This is a genomic window from Microbacterium sp. NPDC089321, from assembly GCF_040684935.1.
In the GTDB taxonomy this organism is placed as follows: domain Bacteria; phylum Actinomycetota; class Actinomycetes; order Actinomycetales; family Microbacteriaceae; genus Microbacterium.
Window position 1 is genome coordinate 1,135,046 of sequence record NZ_JBFBGX010000001.1, and the last position, 19,063, is coordinate 1,154,108.

Consider the following 19,063-nt stretch of genomic DNA (forward strand, 5'->3'; position numbering starts at 1 on the left):
GCCCGGGTGCCGGGCATCCGGATCTCGGGGCGACCGCCGCGTCGCCGAAGCCGGACTCGTCAGCTGACGCCCTTCATCAGCTTCAGGACGGGCTTCACCGACGCGAACAGGCCGACGCCGACCGCGATCGCGATCAGGCCGAGCACCGTGAAGTACGGCACCTCGTTCGTCGGGTCGTAGAACTGCACGAGCCAGCCCGAGATCGCGGTGCCGAGCGAGATCGACAGGAAGAACAGCGCCACCATCTGCGTCTTGAAGCGGGCAGGCGCGAGCTTGGTCGCCGCCGACAGGCCGATGGGCGACAGCAGCAGCTCGGCGACCGTGAACACGAACAGGATGCCGGCGATCGCGAGCAGCGGGGTCGAGCCCTCGCCGCCGTTCGCGAACGGCAGGAACAGCAGGAACGCCCCGCCCATGAGTGCGGTGCCGAGGGCGAACTTGACCGGGGTCGACGGCTGGCGGGAGCCGAGGCGCGTCCACAGGGCCGCGAAGATGCCCGAGAAGACGATGATGAACACCGGGTTGATCGACTGCACGGCCGACACGGGCAGCTCCATGCCGAACAGCGAGCGGTCGAGTCGCTTGTCGCTGTAGACCGTCAGCACCGTGAACTGCTGCTGGTACAGCGACCAGAACGCGACGCTGGTGATGAACAGCGGCACGAACGCCCACACCCGCGAGCGCTCGGTCGAGTCGATGTGGCGGCTCGACAGGATGACGGCGAAGTACGCGATCGTCGCACCGAGGGCGCAGAAGATCACGATGCTCGCGAGGTTGTCGGCGCGGATCACGCCCACCAGCACGAGCACGGCGATCACGGCGATCGCGCCGACGGCGATGCCGGCGAACAGCGGGTAGCGGCCGCGCGGCAGCGGGTTGGGAACCTCGCGGGCCGCCGCCGGCAGCTCCTTGCGACCGAAGCTGTACTGGATCAGGCCGGCGGTCATGCCGACCGCGGCGAGGCCGAAGCCCCAATGGAAGCCGACCGACTTCTGCAGCAGGCCGGTGAGCAGCGGACCGAAGAACGAGCCCAGGTTGATGCCCAGGTAGAACAGCGAGAAACCGGCGTCGCGGCGGGTGTCGTCTTCTGCGTACAGCGTGCCGACGACGGCCGTCGCGTTGGCCTTCAGCCCGCCCGATCCGAGCGCGACGAGAACCAGGCCCACGGCCACACCGGCGATGCCCGGGATGAGGGCGAGCGCCAGGTGACCCGCGACGATCACGATCGCGCTGCCGAACAGCACCCGCTCCGAGCCGAACAGGCGGTCGGCGAGCCACGCGCCGAGGATCGTCGAGAGGTAGACCGATCCGCCGTAGGCGCCGACGATGCCGCCCGCGACCGCCTCGTCGAGCCCCAGTCCGCCCTTGGTGACGCTGAAGTACAGGTAGATCAGCAGGATGCCCTGCATGCCGTAGAAGCTGAAGCGCTCCCACATCTCGACGCCGAAGAGGTGGGCCAGTGCGCGTGGCTGACCGAGGAAGTGCTTCTCCGCCGGGGTCGTGGGGGAGGGGGTCTCTGGGGAAGGCATCGTTCCAGCCTACGCTTCGCCTCTCTGCGGTCCCCGGCCCCCGGATGCCTGTCAGCGCACGGCGCGCCGGGCTCGCAGCATCCCGATCACTCCCGCCACGACGATCACCGCGGCGACGACCAGCGCCGTCACGCCGATCGGCGTGCTCTGCGGCTCGCCCCCGAGCCGGCCGACCGCCAGCCAGACGAGCCCCCATGACGTGGCGAGCGCCGGCGCGAGCCGGCGGGTGACGAGAGCGCTCGCCACGGCGATGACGGCGACCACGACGAGAACGCCGATGCCCCAGGCATCCGCCTGCTCGCCGAGCTCGGCCGGCAGCGTCTGCGTCAGCCAGGCGGCGGTGTTCGCGACCGTCGCGATCGTCACCCAGCCGAAGTGCAGACCCATGGTGCCCTCGAAGAGAGTGAGATCCAGAACGCCGGATGCCCGATCGCGCCCGAGCGTGACGATGATGCGGGCCAGCACGGCGAGAAGAGCGGCGATCACGATCACGGTCGCGACGAGGTTCAGGTAGCGGGCTGTGACCAGCCACAGGCCGTTGAGCACCATCGACGCCGCGACCCACCACCCGATCGCCCGCTGACGGGTGCTGTCTCGCTGCGCGGGCAGCGCCTGCCAGACCGTGTACGCCGCGAGCCCGAGATAGATGACAGACCAGATCGCGAACGCGGGACCCGCCGGAGCCAGGTACGAGCCCTCTGCCGACAGCGCGCCGTTCTGCAGCTCGGCGACGGACTCGCCGCCGAACGCGCCGCCGCCGACGGCCGCCCCGATGATCATGAACACCGCCGCGGCGATGATGGTCGACTGCCTCGCGATGTCGCGTCCGGTGCTCTGCATGCCGCCGACCCTACCGGCGCGGGGTGGCCGGGTGGCGGTGGGTTGACAGGGGCGACGCCACCCGACAGAGCACGCGCTCGCCGCAGGCGGAGTCTTCCCTGCCCGCTGATCTTTCCGGCTCGCTGACAGCCCCGGTACGCTGGCCGCATGAGCAACATTCCCCCGCCGCAGCCCGGGCCCTACGCGGCAGCACCGCAGCCGATGAGCCCGTCCGACGAGAAGATGTGGTCGACACTGGTGCACGTCGGGGGCATCCTGTTCCAGTTCCTGCCGGCGCTGATCGGCTACCTCGTGCTGAAGGAGCGCGGACCGTTCGTGCGGGCGCACACCGCAACCGCCCTGAACTTCCAGCTGACTCTGCTGATCGCCTACTTCGTCGGCAGCCTGCTGTCGATCATCGGCATCGGCCTGCTCATCATGCTCGCCGCATGGGTGCTCAACATCGTCTTCAGCATCATGGCGGCCGTGAAGTCGAACGGCGGCTGGCCGTACGAGTACCCGATGAGCATCCGCTTCGTCCGCTGACGCGCCCCAGGGCATCCGGCGTTTTCGCAATCGCTCCGAGAAGGAAAGACTGACATCGTGCGCACGATCCGAGATCTCGACACCGTTGAACTGATCATCGACGCCCAGGAGCTGCTGGACTCGATCCGCGGCGAGAACCGCGTCATCGACGCCGGCACGCTGCGTGCCCTGCAGCACTCGGGCAACTACGTCGTCGGACTGTTCGACGACAGCGACGGCCAGGAGCGCATGGTCGGCGCCTCGATCGCCTTCTTCGGCGAGCCCGGCAAGCGCACGATGCACTCGCACATCACCGCCCTGCTGCCCGAGTACCGCGGCCGCGGCTGGGGTCGCGAGCTCAAAGAGCACCAGCGTCAGTGGGCCTTCTCGCGCGAGGTCGGCAGCATCACGTGGACGTACGACCCGCTGGTCGCCCGCAACGCGCACTTCTTCCTCACGGTGCTCGGCGCACGGGTGAGCGGCTACTCGGTCAACCGCTACGGCATCTTCGGCGGCGGCGACGCGGGAGACGAGAGCGACCGCCTCGACGTGCAGTGGGCGCTGGCCGACATCGCCAAGCCTCCGGCATCCGAATCCGTCGTCGCGACCCTCGAGATCCCCGACGACATCGAGGCGATGCGCGTCAGCGACCCCGACGCCGCGCACGAGTGGCGTCTGCGCCTGCGCGGCGAGATGGAGGAGCTGCTCGGTCGCGGCCTGAAGATCGCCGGCTTCGACAACGCGCGCGGCTACCTCTTCACCGAGTAGCTCACGCGGGCGGCAGCACGAACGCCCCGGTGTCGCCGGGGTTGACCGCGATCTCCCACCGGAAGCCGTCAGGGTCGGCGAAGTACCCCGAGTACCCGCCCCATTCGCGCGTCGTCGCGGGTGAGACGGTCGCGCCCAGCGCCGCCGCCTCGGCGAGCACCGCGTCGACCTCGGCTTCGGTCGCGAGGTTGTGCGCGAGGGTGATCGGTGCGATCCCGGATGCGGGTGCCGCGCCGATCTCGGCGGTGAAGCCGTCGACGCCCCACAGCGACAGGATCAGGCGCTCGGCGACCGGGAGCATGATCACGTCGTCGGACTCGAAGATCGGCTTCCAGCCGAGTCCGTCGACGTAGAACGCCCGGGTGCGGGCGACGTCGGCCACGGCGAGGGTGATGAAGCTCACGCGCTGTTCCATGGCCCCAGCATCCCACCGGCATCCGACATGCCGGAAGGGCGTCGCGGGTAGGATTGGGATGCCCGTGTTCACGGGCTTCTCACCCGCAGCATCCGACCATTGGAGCCACCGTGGCCGAACAGTCCCGTCTTGACAAGGTCATCGCCCTCGCCCGCCACCGCGGGTTCGTGTTCCAAGCGGGTGAGATCTACGGCGGTTCGCGTTCTGCATGGGACTACGGCCCCCTCGGCACCGAGCTGAAAGAGAACATCCGTCGCCAGTGGTGGCAGACGTTCGTGCGCGGACGCGGCGACATGGTCGGCCTCGACTCGTCGATCATCCTGCCCAAGCGCGTGTGGGAGGCGTCGGGCCACGTCGCGACCTTCAGCGACCCGCTCGTCGAGTGCCTGCAGTGCCACAAGCGCCACCGTGAAGACCACCTCGTCGAGGCGTTCGTCGCCAAGAAGGGCCGCCAGCCCGAGAACGGTCTGGCCGACATCGTCTGCCCCGACTGCGGCACCCGCGGCAAGTGGACCGAGCCGAAGTCGTTCTCGGGTCTCGTGAAGACCTACCTCGGCGTCGTCGACGACGAGTCGGGCCTGCACTACATGCGCCCCGAGACCGCACAGGGCATCTTCGTGAACTTCTCGAACGTGCTCACCGCCTCGCGCAAGAAGCCGCCGTTCGGCATCGGCCAGGTCGGCAAGGCGTTCCGCAACGAGATCACCCCCGGAAACTTCATCTTCCGCACCCGCGAGTTCGAGCAGATGGAGATCGAGTACTTCGTGCCGCCGGCCGAGGCCAAGGAGTGGTTCGACCACTGGGTCGAGGCGTGCTGGAACTGGTTCATCGACCTCGGCATCGACCCCGAGAACATCCGTCAGTACGACGTTCCCGAAGACGACCGCGCGCACTACTCGGCCGGCACCATCGACGTCGAGTACCGCTTCGGCTTCCAGGGCTCTGAGTGGGGCGAGCTGATGGGTGTCGCCAACCGCACCGACTACGACCTGTCGTCGCACAGCGAGGCCTCCGGCCAGTCGCTGACGTACTTCGACCAGGCATCCGGAGAGCGCTACACGCCCTACGTGATCGAGCCGTCGTTCGGACTCACCCGCGCCATGATGGCCTTCCTCGTCGACGCGTACGAAGAGGAAGAGGTGCCCAACGCCAAGGGCGGCACCGACACCCGCACCGTGCTCAAGCTCGACCCGCGCCTCGCGCCCATCAAGGTGGCCGTGCTGCCGCTGTCGCGCAACGAGCGCCTCTCGCCGCTCGCCCGCGAGGTGGCCGACACGCTGCGCGGCAACTGGACCATCGACTTCGACGACGCCGGCGCCATCGGCCGCCGCTACCGCCGCCAGGACGAGGTCGGCACCCCGTTCTGCGTGACGGTCGACTTCGACTCGCTCGACGACCGCGCCGTCACCGTGCGCGACCGCGACACCATGGGCCAGGAGCGCGTGCCGCTCGGCAACCTCGAGGCCTACCTGGCTGAGCGCCTGCGCGGCGCCTGACCCGGTTCGACGGAGCCCCGATTCCCTCCTGGGGGTCGGGGCTTCGTCGTGTGTGGGGGTGGGGGGGATGGTCTGCCGGTCGGAACTGACGGACCGGATGCCCGTGCCGTGGCGTGTCAGCATCCGGCGCGCCGTCTGGGGGCGGAATGGTCTGAGACTTCCGACTGCCGGCCGTTCGCTGACTCCGCTGGGCGCTGGGCGCCGCTCGGAACTGACGGACCGGATGCTCGTGGCGCGGCGTGTCAGCATCCGGCGCGCCGTCTGGGGACCGAATGGTCCGAGACTTCCGACGTCATATCGCGAGCGGCATGGGCGATGCGGTGACCTCTCAGCGAGGCGCTGGAACACTGGCCGGATGACGCGGGCGACACAGGCGGTGCACACGGCCTGGCTGATCATTCTGGGCTTCATCGGACAGGTGGCTGTCTGGGTCGCGGTCCTCTCTCAGTATGGGGACTCTCGTGAGATCGACGGTGCGTGCCTCGGCAGCGTGCCCGAGACCGCAGTCATGACCGGCGAGATGCCCCGGTTCGCAGCCGACATCACGTTCCTCCCGGTCGGCCGTGCGTGCGTTTTCGACGCCACAACAGGCGGCACGATCACCGTGCAGACGGGCCAGGCCATCTCACTCGTCGCCGTGGCCGGCACGGTGGTGTGCCTCATCGCCGTCGTCATCGCCTGGTCCCGTTGGCGGCGGTCCACTCCGATGCAGCGTCTGCTCCCTGGCGTGGCATTGCTCTTTCTCGTGCTGGGCTGGCTCGTCATCTGGCTGCACGCGGCGATGCGGTGAGAGCCTGACCTTCGGTCGGGACCGCCGTGCCGGATGCCTGCACGCGGGGCTGGTCGGAACTGACGGACCGGATGCCCGGGCTGCGGCGTGTGGGCATCCGGCGCGCCGTCTGCGGACTCAATGGTCCGAGACTTCCCACCCGCGGGGGCACCGGTCGGAACTGACGGACCGGATGCTCGTGGCGCGGCGTGTCGGTATCCGGCGCGCCGACTGGGGACTGAACGGTCCGAGACTTCCCACCCGCGGGGGCGCCGGTCGGAACTGACGGACCGGATGCTCGTGGCGCGGCGTGTCAGCATCCGGCGCGCCGTGCATGCACCGAATGGTCCGAGAGCTCCGACCGGACGCACGAACGGGCCCCTCCGGATCGCGGTGATCCTGAGGGGCCCGTTCGTCAGATCAGTGGGTGATCAGAAGTCTTCGCCTTCGGCCTGCGACGGGTGACGGTCGAACCAGTACGGGCGGCCGATGTGCAGCAGGGCGTCGGTGTCGATGAGGTCGTTCTCGCGGTCCATGTGCGGCTCCTTCGCGCGGATGTCTGGGGGTTGAATCCAGCATCCGGCATCGATCCTCACTCTTGCGGGCCAATTCGACCGAAAGAACATCGAATCTTTGCGGAACGTTAATCCCTGACCTCGCCCCCTCTCAACGCCGCCGCCCCCGCCGAATCACGCGATTCAACGGGGGCGGCGACGAACCGCGCGTCCGCTGCGCGTCAGGCGCGCGCGATGCGCAGCGTGCGCACCTCGAATGGCTTGAGCACGAGCTCGCCACCCGTGCGGGCGTCGTCGAGCTCGTCTTCGATCAGCGAGACCTCGCGGATCCCGGAGTGCGTGAACCCGACGGTCAGCGACCCGGTCGTGCGACGGCCCAGTGCCTCGTAGACGCGCACGATCACGTCGCCCGAACGGTCGTCGGCCAGCTTCACCGACGACAGCACGACGCCCTTGCCGCTCACCGACACGAGCGGCCGCACGTCCTGACCGCCGCGCACGACGGTCGCCGGAGCGTTGAGGCGGATGCCCTCCGCCGTCGCGATCTCGGCATCCGCACCGATCACGAGCCCGACCTCGATCCGGTGACGGCCGTGGTCGGTGTCGGGATCGGGGAACCGCGGAGCGCGCAGCAGCGACAGGCGCACGGTCGTCGTGACGTCGTCGCCGTCGACGTCACGCGAGGTGTCGTAGCCGTAGATCGAGTCGTTGATCAGTGCGGCGCCGAAGCCGTCGTCTTCCTGCGCGAGCACGAAGCGGTGCATCGAGGTCTCGAACTTCGCCGCCTCCCAGCTCGTGTTCACGTGCGTGACGCGACGCTGGAAGCCGAACTGCGTCTCGGCCAGCGTCTCGCGGGCGAAGATGTCGAGCGGGAAGGCGAGCTTGAGCAGCTTCTCGGTCTCGTGCCAGTCGATGTCGTTGCGCAGCGAGACCGTGCGGGAGCCGGGGCGCAGGCTGATCGTCTGGGTGAGGGCGGATGCCGAGAACTGGCGCTTCACGACCACGACGGCTGCGCCGTCGACCATCGACGCCTCGATCGACGAGACCGCCGTGAGGTCGTCGACGCGGTTCTTGTAGTACCGGTCGATGTCCCATGCATCCCACATGTTCGGGAAGTCCTGGTGCAGCTGGAACAGGTTCGCGGGCTTGCCCGCCGGGATCGTCTCGCGGCCGGTGGCCCTGTCGATCGCCGAGGTGATCAGGCCTTCGCCCGACACGGTCACGGTGACGAGGTCGTTCGACAGCACGAATGCGCCGTTCTCGCCGTCGGAGAGGGTCACCGATGCGCCCGTCGCGACAGCGGCCGATGCGCCCGCGGTCATCCGGTCGAACACGAGCTCCCGCTCGCCCTCGCCCGCGAGCGCCGCACGTGCCGTCGACGCCAGGTCACGGGCATCCGTCAGCACACCCGACAGCACCTCGACGGCCTCGCGATGCACCCAGGCGATCGACGTGCCGGGCAGGATGTCGTGGAACTCGTGCAGCAGCACGAGCTGCCAGAGCCGGTCGAGCTCGTCGTGCGGGTACTCGGCGCCGAGCTGCACGGCGGCGGTCGCCGCCCACAGCTCGGCCTCGATCAGCGCCTGCTCCGCCCAGCGGTGCAGCGCCTTGGTGGCGTGCTGGCTGGTGAGCGTGCCGCGGTGCAGCTCGAGGTACAGCTCGCCGACCCAGACGGCCGGGTCGGTCAGCTCGGCCTTGGCGTCGTCGAAGAAGGCATCCGGATGCTTCCACTCGACCTGCGCGGCACCCTCGAGCGACGCCATGCGCTGGGCCTTGCCGGTCATCTCGCGGGTGGTGCCGCCACCGCCGTCGCCCCAGCCGACGGGCGCGATCGACATGGTCGCGACGCGGTTCTCCTTGAACTGGCGGGAGGCCTTCGCGACCTCCATGCCGCTCAGCTGCGAGTTGTAGGTGTCCATCGGCGGGAAGTGCGTGAACATGCGCGAGCCGTCGATGCCCTCCCACAGGAAGCTGTGGTGAGGGAAGACGTTGCGCTGGTTCCACGAGATCTTCTGCGTGAAGAACCACTCGAATCCGGCTCGGCGCATCAGCTGCGGCAGCGCGGGGGAGTAGCCGAAGCTGTCGGGCAGCCACACGCCCTTCGACCGGATGCCGAACTCCCGCTCGAAGAAGCGCTGACCGTGCGAGAACTGGCGCACGAGCGACTCGCCGGTGGGCATGACCGTGTCGGACTCGACCCACATGCCGCCGAGCGGCAGGAAGCGGCCGGCCTTGACCGCATCGCGCACGCGTTCGAAGACCTCGGGGCGGTGCTCCTTGATCCAGGCGTACTGCTGCGCGCTCGACATGCCGTAGAGGAAGTCGGGCTGCTCGTCGATCAGGGTGGTCATCGACGAGGTGGTGCGGGCGACCTTGCGGATCGTCTCGCGCACCGGCCACAGCCAGGCCGAGTCGATGTGCGCGTGGCCGACGGCTGCGATGCGGTGCGCGCTGGCGTCGGCGGGGGAGGCGAGCACGTCGACCAGCTGGGCGCGGGCGTCGGGTGCGGTCTCGACGATGCGCTGCAGGTCGAGGGCGTCGAGAGCGTTGTCGAGCGCCTGCAGGATGCGCATGCGGCGCGGGCTGGTCTCGGGCAGCTCGGCCTGCAGCTCGATGAGCACCTCGAGGTCGAGGGAGAGGTCGAACACCTCGGGCTCGAAGACCGCGAGATCCATATGGCGCACGCGGTACAGCGGCTCGGGGGACGAGGTGCGGATGTCGCCCTCCTGCGTGGGGAGGAAGGGGTGGTAGTCGAGCAGCACGGGGTTCGAGGCGCCCTCGAGGTAGAACTCGACGGCTCCGCCGCAAGCGACGTCGACCGGAAGCCACTGATTGCGCGGGTTGATGCTCTTGATCGGCGTGCCGTCGGGGCGGTACGCGAGCGCCTCGCACTGGAAGCCGGTCATGTTGATGTCGAAGCCGAGGTCGATCAGCGCCTCGACCTTGCGGCCGGCCCATTCGGCGGGCACCTGTCCGCGCAGGCGGAACCAGGTGGTGCCCCAGGCCGGGCCCCACATGGTGCCGGCTTCGAAGGGCTGGAAGTCGAGGGCGAGGCCCTCGGCCGGGCTGATCGGCTCACCCGGCAGCTGATGCGCGGTGATCTCGAGCGGCACCCGGGCGGAGTGCACCGCCGGGCGGACTCGTTCGAGCAGCACGCGGTTCACGCGTCCGACGGTGAGCGAGGTCTCTTCGTGCACGGGGGCGCTCCTTCGCGGTGGGAGAATGAGGGCGATCGGCCGTGGGGGGCCAGGGGGACGATCGCAACTAAAACGATCTAGTACGGTGAGTCTATGCCACGGTCCAAGCGTGTCACCATCGCGGACATCGCGAGGCAGGCAGGTGTGTCTCCTGGTGCCGTGTCCTTCGCCCTCAACGGGCGCCCCGGGGTGAGCGAAGAGACCCGGCAGCGCATCCTCGCGATCGCCGACCAGCACGACTGGCGCCCGAGCTCGACCGCGCGCGCCCTCGTCGGCGCGCACGCCGGAGTCATCGGCTTCGCCGTCAACCGTCCGGCGCGCACCCTGGGCACAGAGGCGTTCTTCACCGATCTCATCGCCGGTGTGCAGTCGTCGCTCGCGGCCCGGCGCATCGGCATGCAGCTGGTCGTCGTCCCCACGCTCGAGGAGGAGCTCGACACGTACCGCCGGTGGCGGCGCGCGAATCAGGTCGACGGCGTTCTCGTGCTCGATCCGCGCGTCGACGACCCGCGCCCCGAGCTGCTGCGCACGCTGGGGCTGCCATCGATCACGATCGGCGGACAGCCGTCGCCCGACGGCGAGCACGCGACGCTCTGGCTCGACGACTCCGCTGCCGCCGAGACGGTGTTCGGGTATCTCGCCCGCCTCGGCCATCGGCACATCGTCTACATCTCGGGTGCGGCGGCGCACGAGCACGTGCGCCTGCGCCGGGGAGTGCTCGACGCGATGTCGGCGCGCGGCGTGCGCGGCGAGGTCGTCGAGACCGACTACTCGCCGTCGCAGGTCTCGACCGTCATGCGCTCGCTGCTGAGCCGCGCCGAGCTGCCCACAGCCGTCGTGTTCGACAACGACATGATGGCGATCGCAGGCCTCCGGGTCACGCAGGAGATGGGCGTGCGCGTGCCGGGCGAGCTGTCGCTGGCGTCGTTCGACGACTCGATCGTCACCGGCCTCGTGCATCCGTCGATCACCTGCCTCACGCGAGACACGTTCCTGCTGGGGGAGCGGGCGGCCGACTTCCTGCTCGAGCAGCTCGACGCCTCCGAGGTGCTGCCCGACCGCATGGGCCCCGTGCCGACGCTGACGGTGCGCGAGAGCACCGGTCGCCCTGTGAGCTGAGCGCGCGCCCCGCCCGTCAGACGACGGTGTTGTTCGACGAGTAGGTCGCGACGGGCTTCGACAGGTCGGGATGCAGAAGCTCTGTGATCCCGCGTGAGGCCAGTGCGGCAGCATCCGCCGCGATCTTCGACGTGACGAACGCGGCATCCACCCCGCTCTCGCACGCCTGCACCCACGCATCGAAGATCGGTCCGCCTGGTGCGAGGGCTCCGCGGCTGACGGGGGTGTCGTCGGCGTCGACCTCGATCACGATCCCCACCGATCGGGGCACGTGAGGGCCGCGCTCGCGCAGCTCGGGGATGATCTCGGCGTAGCGCCGGCCGATGGGCTTGGCCGCGCCCGACTGGTCGATCAGGCCGAGCGAGTACTCCAGCTCGGGGAAGTCGACCAGGGTGCGGCTGACGTCGTGCGAGCACCACCAGGTGACGCCCCACAGGTTCTCGGTGCGGGCGGCGTTGCGCACGGTCGCCTCGAGGAACCCGGGCGTCTCGTCGTCGGTGAGGCAGTTCGAGGGGGCGCCGACCTCCTGCAGCCAGGTGCTGCGATGCGGATCGGTCGCGAACGCGCGCGAGACCTCGATCATGTATTCGGCATGGCGGTCGGATGCCTGTGATCTGCCGCCGTAGCGCTGCGCGGTGCCGTTGAAGATCCACGAGTGCACCGTCGTCATCGCTCCGAGGCGGGCGGCGAGGGCCGGCGTGAAGCCGTGGCCGTCGAGGTACCAGGCGGCGTCGTACTCGCTGTGCACGTGCTCGCGGCCGGGCGCGGTGCGGTCGGCCGCATCGAGGAGGGCCGTGATCCAGTTCGCCGCCTCGGCCGTCGTCACCGGCCAGGGAGAGGGATGCACGGATGCCGAGAACTGGTTGGTCTCGTTGCCCGTCGTGAACCCGAGGAAGTTCTTCGCCTGGTCGAGCGCCTCGCCCAGGCGCTCGACCAGCGCCACCTGGCCGCTGAGCGCGTCGGGGTGCGTGAACATGTTCTTGTCGTGCCAGGTGTACAGCCACGACGGGATGAAGTCGAAGCTCGACAGATGCCCCTGGATGACGTCGACGCTCACGTCGAGACCGAACTCGGCCCCCACGTCGACCACCGCGCGCACGTCGTCGACGGCCTCGGCGCGGATCAGCGAGCGATTGGGCTGCAGCACCGTCCAGAGCGGGAAGATGCGCACGTGATCGAGCCCGAGACGGGCGAGCCCGTCGAAGTCGCGACGCACGTCGTCGAGGTTCAGCGAGAGCCAGGAATGCATCCAGTTCGTCGACGGCGTGTAGTTCGCGCCGAAGCGAAGGGGTGCGGCGGGGGATGGCGCGGACATCGCTGTCCTTTCGTGATGGATGGATCCGGGTCTCGCTGGACGGGACGCCCGTCATGTGCAATGCTATGGACACTATAACGGTTTAGTTGAGGATGCCACCCGCAGGGGCGAACATCCCGGACCACTTCGAAGGAGAACGTCCATGAGGATCAGAACGACTCTCGCTACCGGACTCGCCGCGGTGACCGCGCTGGCCCTCGCGGGCTGCACCGGCGGCGCCGCGCCCGCACCCGGAGGCGGCGGAGCGGTCGACACGAAGGGCGAGCTGAGCGGCGAGATCCAGTTCCAGACCTGGTCGCTGAAGAACGAGAAGTTCACGCCCTACTTCGAGGCGCTGATCGAGGACTTCGAGAAGGAGCACCCCAAGGTCAAGGTCGAGTGGCTCGACCAGCCCGGCGACGGCTACCAGGACAAGATCCTCAGCCAGGCGAACTCGAACACCCTGCCCGACGTGCTCAACCTGCCGCCCGACATCGCGTTCCCGCTGGTCAAGGCCGGCAAGCTGCTCGACCTCGACGAGGCCGACCCCGGGCTCGAAGACAAGTACAACGAGGGCGGCTGGGACGCGTACAGCAGCTTCACCGGCGTCGACGGCACCTACGGCCTGCCCTGGTACCTCGGCAGCGATGAGTCGTGGTGGAACATGAAGCAGCTGGGCGAGGTCGGAGTGAAGGAAGCCGACCTCCCCACCTCGACCGACGCATGGCTCGAGCTCGCCAAGAAGGTCGCCGCCGACTCGAACGGCAAGGTCAAGCTCGTCTCGTCGATGCCGGGCCTCGACACCTTCGTGTCGGCCGACATCGACATCATGGACGACGACGGCACGTTCATCTTCAACACCCCCGAGGCCGTCGAGATCGTGCAGCAGTACGCCGACGCGTACAAAGCCGGTGCCATGCCGCCCGAGTCGCTGACCGGCAGCTACGGCGGCAACGCCGAGATGTACCTGCAGGAGAAGGTCGCGTACTCGACCGGCGGCTCTGGCTTCGCCGGCGACCTGCGCACCAAGGCTCCCTCGCTGCTCGAGACCACCGTCGCGACCCCGCGCCCCGGCATCCCGCCGCTGTTCGTGCAGGGCGTGAACGTCGCCGCCGACTCCGACAACAAGGCCGCCGCTCTCGCGTTCGCCGAGTTCGTCACCAACCAGGAGAACCAGGTCGAGTTCGTGAAGATCGCGGTCGGCTTCGCACCCGGCACGGCAGAGGGCGCGGATGAGGTCGTCAGCGCCGTCGAGGGCGACCTCGATCCCGCACAGGCGAAGGCGATGAAGGTCATGTTCGACGCGATCCCGAACGCCGAGGCGACCCCGTTCCAGTGGACCGGCGGCATGACCGACTACCTCAACCAGCAGATGGCGCTCGCGATCCGCGGCGACGCTCCGGCGAAGGAGACGCTCGACAAGATCGTCAAGTACGCCAACGACAACCGCATCGATCAGTGACGCACCGCGTCTGATCGACGAACACCAGCGCAGAACACCAGCACCCGAGGAGAGGCAGCACACATGAAGTCGCACAGGTGGTTCACACCCTGGCTGCTCCTGGCGCCCGCCGTCATCTGGGTGCTGGTGTTCTCGCTCTGGCCGTTCCTCAACACGGTCGTGCTCAGCTTCACCGACGCGCGGCCCCTGCAGCCGGTGCAGCCGGTGGGGTTCGAGCACTACGAGCGCCTGCTGACCGACGAGCAGTTCCGCTACGCGCTGGTCACCTGCCTCATCTACGTGGTCGTCTGCGTGCCGCTGCTGACGATCCTGCCGCTGCTGCTCGCCCTGCTGGTCGAGAAGAACATCCCCGGGATCGCGCTCTTCCGCACGACGTACTACTTCCCGGTGATCGCCTCGGTCGTCGTCGTCGCGCTCATCTGGGGCTGGCTGTTCGACAGCCGCGGCATCATCAACGAGGGCCTGCAGTGGATGGGGGTTACCGACCAGCCCGTCGCCTTCCTCGTCGACCGGTGGTGGATGCTCGGGGTCTCGATCCTGCTCACCGTGTGGAAGGGTCTCGGCTACTACATGGTCGTGTACCTCGCCGCGCTGGGCAACGTCGGCAAGGATCTGCATGAGGCGGCCATGCTCGACGGCGCCGGCAGCTTCCGCCGCTTCGTCAGCGTGACCATCCCCAGCGTCCGGGGCGCGATGCTGCTGATCTCGGTGCTCGTCGCCGTCTCGGCGATGCGCGTGTTCACCGAGCTCGACGTGCTCTCGAACGGCACGGGCGGCCCCGGCGGCTACAACATGTCGATCGTCATGCTCATCCGCCAGGTCGGGTCGGGCCTGAACGGCAACCTCGGCTACGCCGCCGCGATCAGCGTCGCCCTGTTCCTGCTGACGCTGATCCCTCTGGTCGCGATCGCCCTGATGAACCGCGAGAAGAAGGCGAAGGTGCCGGCATGAGCGTCCTGCAGGATCTCCCCGCGTCCCCCGAGCAGACCCAGCCCCAGCAGCTGCGTCCGGATCGCCGGTTCCGCCGCAAGGGGTCGGGCGACTTCAGCAAGCCGACCATCGGCGGCCTGATCGGCCGGTACGTGCTGCTCACGATGGTCCTGCTGCTCGTCATCGGGCCGTTCGTCTGGCAGCTGTCGACCTCTTTCAAGGGCCCGGCCGACGACCTCTACACGTTCCCGCCGAACTTCATCCCGACCGACCCGACCATCGAGAACTACATCAAGGTCACCGACCTGATCCCGGTGTACACCTACGCCTGGCACTCGCTGCTCGTGGCGGTCGGCTCGGTGATCACCAACGTCGTGCTCTCGCTGTTCGGCGGCTACGCCCTCGCCTGCATGAAGTTCCGCGGCAAGTACATCGCCCTCGGCATCCTGGTCTCGACCATGCTGCTGCCCGGTGAGGTGACCGTGACGGCCAACCTGCTCACGATCAACTCGCTCGGCCTCGCCAATTCGCTGTGGGGAGTCTTCCTGCCCGGTGCGATCGGCGCGATGAACGTGCTGCTGATCGCCACCGCCTGCCGCATGATCCCGCAGGACGTGCTCGACGCCGCCACCGTCGACGGCGCCACGACCTGGCAGCGCATCCGCCACATCGTCTGGCCGAACGTGAAGGGCATGGCGAGCGTCGTCGCGATCTTCACCTTCATCGGCCAGTGGGACGACTACCTGTGGCCGCTGATGGTGCTCACCGACCCGAGCAAGTACACCCTGACGGTCGGCATGGCGTATCTGAACGGCAACTTCTCGCCTGACCCGCGCATGATCGCGGCGGGCACCATGGTGGCGCTGATCCCGATCATCGTGCTGTTCTCGGTCATGCAGCGCTTCTTCTTCCAGGGAGTGCAAGAGGGAGCGGTCAAGGGATGACCTCGGCCGAGCTGAGGAGGGCGGACGGTCCTGCGGACCCGCCGTCATCCCGGCCTCTCGCCGGCGTGCTCGGCGGGCAGGTGCACGCGTTCCGATTCGACCCCGCCGCCGGGGTGCAGCGGGTGCCGCTGCCCGGCGCGTTCGAGGTGGCTCCGGATGCCGTGCTGCACTGGGCGTTCTACGCGGACGGTCCCGCTGCCGTGCATGCGCCGCACGAGGCACTCGCCGTGACCGTCGACGTCGTCTTCGAGCGCGCGGCCGGCACGCCGGAGCAGCGTCTCAGCGAGCATCTGCGGGTGCGCGACCGCTACGGCTTCGGCCTGACGGCCGAGGCGCAGTTCGCGGCGGCCTGGTCGATGCCCGAGCAGTGGAACGCCGATTCGGTGTCTCTCGAGCCGTGGGCGGGGTGGGTCGCTCGCGTCGAGGTGGTGCTGGGCTCGCCGGCGCTCGCCGCAGCCTCCGATGACGACGAGCGGATCGTCGAGGGTTTCGTCGAGCTCGTGCTGGGCACCACGACGGATGCCCTGGCTCCGCCGACCGCATCCGAAGACGACCTCACGGCGGCCGATCGCGTCGACACCCGCCGCGGCAGCCACTCGGGCGACCGCTTCTCGCGGGGCAACACGATTCCGATCACGGCCGTGCCGCACGGCTTCTGCTTCCTCACCCCGGCGACGCAGGTGGCCGACACCCGGTGGCCGTACCGCTGGTCGGTGCACGACGACGCCCGCGGGCGTCCGCTCGCCGCGCTGCAGTTCTCTCATCAGCCGAGTCCCTGGATCGGCGACCGCGGCGTGCTGCAGCTGCGACCGTTCGTGGGCGCGGCCGACGACGCAGGCCACGAGCCGCTGCGTATCGTCCCCGGCACCGAGCACGCCCGCCCGCACGTGTATCGGGCCGGGCTGGTCGGCGGCGGCAGGGCCGAGATGACCGCGACATCTCACGGCGGCGCGTTCCGCCTGCTCGCCGACGATCCGCGCACGACCGTCGGCTTCGCGGTGGGGTCGCCCGACGGTGAGGGCCGCGTCACCATCCACCCCGACGGAACCTTCGACGGCTGGACGCCCGAGGGCTCGGCCGACTGGGGCAACCCGCCCCGCGCGTACTTCGCCGGCCGTGTCGTCGGCGGGGAGGCCGCCGTGGAGCTGGCCGAGACCGGCGCCTCCCTCGTGCTGAGCGCGGCAGGTGGCCTCGAGCTGCGCATCGCGCAGTCGTTCCTCTCGGTCGAGCAGGCCGGGCGGGCGCTGGCCGAGGAGCTGCCGCCGGAACGCGGGTTCGACAGCCTGCGAGACGATCTGCGCGACGAATGGAACACGCTGCTCGGCGCCGTCGAGATCCCCGCCATCGATCCCGAAGATCGGCCGTTCCGCGGCCTCGCCGATGATGAGGCACGGGCGCAGATCGCCTCCGCGCTGTACCGCCTGCACCTGTACCCGAACACCACCGCCGAGAACGTCGGCACCGTCGGGCAGCCTCGGCTGCAGTTCGCCGACCCGACCGTGCCGGCCGCCGAGCACGGCGACGACGCGACCGGCGCACCGATCGCCGACGGCGAGCTGTTCGTCAACAACGGCTATTGGGACACCTATCGCACCGCCTGGCCGGCGCTGGCGCTGTTCGACGCCCCGCGGGCCGGCCGCATGCTCGACGGTCTGCTGCAGCAGGCGGCACGCGGCGGATGGATGGCACGGTGGAGCGCCCCCGGCTACGTCGACTCGATGGTCGGCACCTCGAGCGACCAGATCTTCGCCGACGCCGAGCGGTGGGGCGTCTCGTTCGACGAGCGGGCCGCGTTCGAGACGGCCTGGCGCAACGCCTGCGAGCCGAGCGACGACCCGCGCAAGGGCCGCAAGGGCATCGCTCGCGGACGGTTCGCGGGCTACGTCAGCCGTGACGTGCCCGAGGGCATGAGCTGGAGCCTCGAGAATGCGATGTCCGACGCGGGCATCGCACGCCTCGCCCGCCGTCTCGCCGGTTTCGAATCGCTCACCTGGTCGCCTGGCGGGCCGAACACCCGTGAATTGAGCGATTCGAACGCCGACAGGGCCCGCTACGCCGCCTACGCCCGCTACTTCGGCAACAGGGCGCTGTCGTACCGGATGCTGTTCGACCCGGCATCCGGATTCTTCCGCGGCCGCGACCGGTCCGGCCGGTTCCCCGACGACTTCGACCCGCGCGTCTGGGGCGGCGACAACGTCGAGACCAACGCCTGGGGCATGTCGGTCAGCGCCGTGCACGACGGCGCAGGACTCGCTGCTCTGCACGGCGGCCGGGCGCCTCTGCGCGCGCACCTCGACCGGCTCTTCGCCGAGCCCGAGACGGGCGACGAGGCCTTCGGCGGCAGCTACGGCACCGTCATCCACGAGCAGCGCGAGGCACGCGCCCAGCGCAGCGGCATGTGCGCGATCTCGAACCAGCCCGCGCATCACATCCCGTGGATGCACGTGCACGGCGACCGGCCATGGCAGGCCGGGGCCCTCGCGAACGAGCTCGCCGGGCGCCTGTTCGCGGGCGCCATGATCGGCCAGGGCTTCCCGGGCGATGAGGACAACGGCGAGATGAGCATGTGGTGGCTCTGGGCCGCCGTCGGGCTGTATCCCCTTGAGCTCGCCTCGGGCGAGCTGCGCCTCGGCTGCCCGCTCTTCGACGACGTCACTCTGCGCCGTGCCGACGGCTCGCGTCTGCGGGTGGTGTCGCATCGCTCGAATCCGGATGCCCGGTACCTGGCGTCCGCGACCCTCGACTCCGCACCGCTCGAGAACGCGACGCTCTCGGTCGACGCCCTCCATGGCGACCGCGTGCTCGAGCTGTTCTTCACCGCAGACCCCGGTGAGGCGGCGAACCGCGGGCTGTGGGATGCCGACGAGCACGCCGCGGAATGGCATCCGGATCTCACCGCCGATCACGGAGAGCCGCTCGACGCCGCCCACGCGGCGCTGTTCGACGACGCGGGTGCCGAGGCGCTCGCCGTGGCCGACGCCGGCTGGGCCTTCCCCGCGCCGCGCACCGTCACCGATGTCACGCTCACTGCAGGCGAGCCGGCCGCCGAGGGCGACTGGCTCTGGCAGGCCAGCGACGACGGCCGCACCTGGCGCGAACTCGCGACCACCCATCGCGAACCGCTGCCCGCCGAGCGCACCACCCCCTTCACGTTCGCGGAACCCGTCACCGCCCGAATGCTGAGGGTGCACGCCACCGCACGCGCCCTCACCCTGCGTCAGATCGAACTGTTCGATCTGGCATCCCCACCGGAATTCGAAGAAGCAGATCGGAAGGAATGA

General features: G+C 69.3%; 14 protein-coding genes. 9 read left to right on the plus strand and 5 right to left on the minus strand.

Annotated features, from left to right (window positions below; genetic code table 11):
- Positions 1-59: 59 nt before the first annotated feature.
- Both AB0N59_RS05330 and AB0N59_RS05335 read right to left on the minus strand, forming a co-directional pair.
- Positions 60-1,529 carry a peptide MFS transporter gene (locus AB0N59_RS05330; RefSeq protein ID WP_363479780.1) on the minus strand — a complete coding sequence of 490 codons (1,470 nt, stop codon included), beginning with the start codon at positions 1,527-1,529 and terminating at the stop codon, positions 60-62.
- Positions 1,530-1,580: 51 nt separating this feature from the next.
- Positions 1,581-2,369, minus strand: coding sequence for a TspO/MBR family protein (locus AB0N59_RS05335; protein ID WP_363479783.1), 789 nt, complete (start codon positions 2,367-2,369; stop codon positions 1,581-1,583).
- 147 nt (positions 2,370-2,516) lie between these two features.
- Here AB0N59_RS05335 and AB0N59_RS05340 point away from each other — a divergent pair, with 147 nt between their 5' ends.
- Complete coding sequence (locus tag AB0N59_RS05340) at positions 2,517-2,894, plus strand: DUF4870 domain-containing protein (protein WP_363479785.1); 378 nt, start codon at positions 2,517-2,519, stop codon at positions 2,892-2,894.
- Between the two features lie 57 nt (positions 2,895-2,951).
- Positions 2,952-3,641 carry a GNAT family N-acetyltransferase gene (locus AB0N59_RS05345; protein ID WP_363479787.1) on the plus strand — a complete coding sequence of 230 codons (690 nt, stop codon included), beginning with the start codon at positions 2,952-2,954 and terminating at the stop codon, positions 3,639-3,641.
- Between the two features lies 1 nt (position 3,642).
- Here AB0N59_RS05345 and AB0N59_RS05350 read toward each other — a convergent pair whose 3' ends face one another.
- Positions 3,643-4,056 carry a VOC family protein gene (locus tag AB0N59_RS05350; protein ID WP_363479790.1) on the minus strand — a complete coding sequence of 138 codons (414 nt, stop codon included), beginning with the start codon at positions 4,054-4,056 and terminating at the stop codon, positions 3,643-3,645.
- A gap of 110 nt (positions 4,057-4,166) precedes the next feature.
- Here AB0N59_RS05350 and AB0N59_RS05355 point away from each other — a divergent pair, with 110 nt between their 5' ends.
- Both AB0N59_RS05355 and AB0N59_RS05360 read left to right on the plus strand, forming a co-directional pair.
- Positions 4,167-5,552 carry a glycine--tRNA ligase gene (locus AB0N59_RS05355; protein WP_363479793.1) on the plus strand — a complete coding sequence of 462 codons (1,386 nt, stop codon included), beginning with the start codon at positions 4,167-4,169 and terminating at the stop codon, positions 5,550-5,552.
- Between the two features lie 355 nt (positions 5,553-5,907).
- Positions 5,908-6,342: a hypothetical protein gene (locus tag AB0N59_RS05360; RefSeq protein ID WP_363479796.1), complete on the plus strand. Its 435-nt coding sequence runs from the start codon at positions 5,908-5,910 to the stop codon at positions 6,340-6,342.
- Between the two features lie 715 nt (positions 6,343-7,057).
- Here the strand turns inward: AB0N59_RS05360 and AB0N59_RS05365 are convergent.
- Entirely contained in the window at positions 7,058-10,033 is a 2,976-nt protein-coding gene (locus AB0N59_RS05365) for a glycoside hydrolase family 38 C-terminal domain-containing protein (protein ID WP_363479799.1), read from the minus strand.
- A gap of 93 nt (positions 10,034-10,126) precedes the next feature.
- On the opposite strand from AB0N59_RS05365, the gene AB0N59_RS05370 reads away from it, so the two are divergent.
- The gene (locus AB0N59_RS05370) at positions 10,127-11,152 is read left to right on the plus strand and encodes a LacI family DNA-binding transcriptional regulator (protein WP_363479802.1); all 1,026 of its coding nucleotides are present in this window, start codon (positions 10,127-10,129) and stop codon (positions 11,150-11,152) included.
- Between the two features lie 16 nt (positions 11,153-11,168).
- Here the strand turns inward: AB0N59_RS05370 and AB0N59_RS05375 are convergent, their stop codons facing one another.
- Positions 11,169-12,467, minus strand: coding sequence for a glycosyl hydrolase (locus tag AB0N59_RS05375; RefSeq protein ID WP_363479805.1), 1,299 nt, complete (start codon positions 12,465-12,467; stop codon positions 11,169-11,171).
- Between the two features lie 142 nt (positions 12,468-12,609).
- Between AB0N59_RS05375 and AB0N59_RS05380 the strand changes: the two genes are divergently transcribed.
- The 4 genes from AB0N59_RS05380 to AB0N59_RS05395 all read left to right on the plus strand — a co-directional run bounded on the left by AB0N59_RS05380 (position 12,610) and on the right by AB0N59_RS05395 (position 19,063).
- Positions 12,610-13,908, plus strand: coding sequence for an extracellular solute-binding protein (locus AB0N59_RS05380; protein ID WP_363479808.1), 1,299 nt, complete (start codon positions 12,610-12,612; stop codon positions 13,906-13,908).
- A 63-nt stretch (positions 13,909-13,971) separates the two neighbouring features.
- Positions 13,972-14,859, plus strand: a complete 888-nt coding sequence (locus tag AB0N59_RS05385; protein ID WP_204974764.1) for a sugar ABC transporter permease — start codon at positions 13,972-13,974, stop codon at positions 14,857-14,859.
- Positions 14,856-15,782, plus strand: a complete 927-nt coding sequence (locus AB0N59_RS05390; RefSeq protein ID WP_204974763.1) for a carbohydrate ABC transporter permease — start codon at positions 14,856-14,858, stop codon at positions 15,780-15,782. The genes AB0N59_RS05385 and AB0N59_RS05390 overlap by 4 nt, the downstream gene beginning before the upstream one ends.
- Entirely contained in the window at positions 15,779-19,063 is a 3,285-nt protein-coding gene (locus AB0N59_RS05395; protein WP_363479813.1) for a glycoside hydrolase domain-containing protein, read from the plus strand. Before AB0N59_RS05390 ends, AB0N59_RS05395 begins: the two co-directional genes overlap by 4 nt.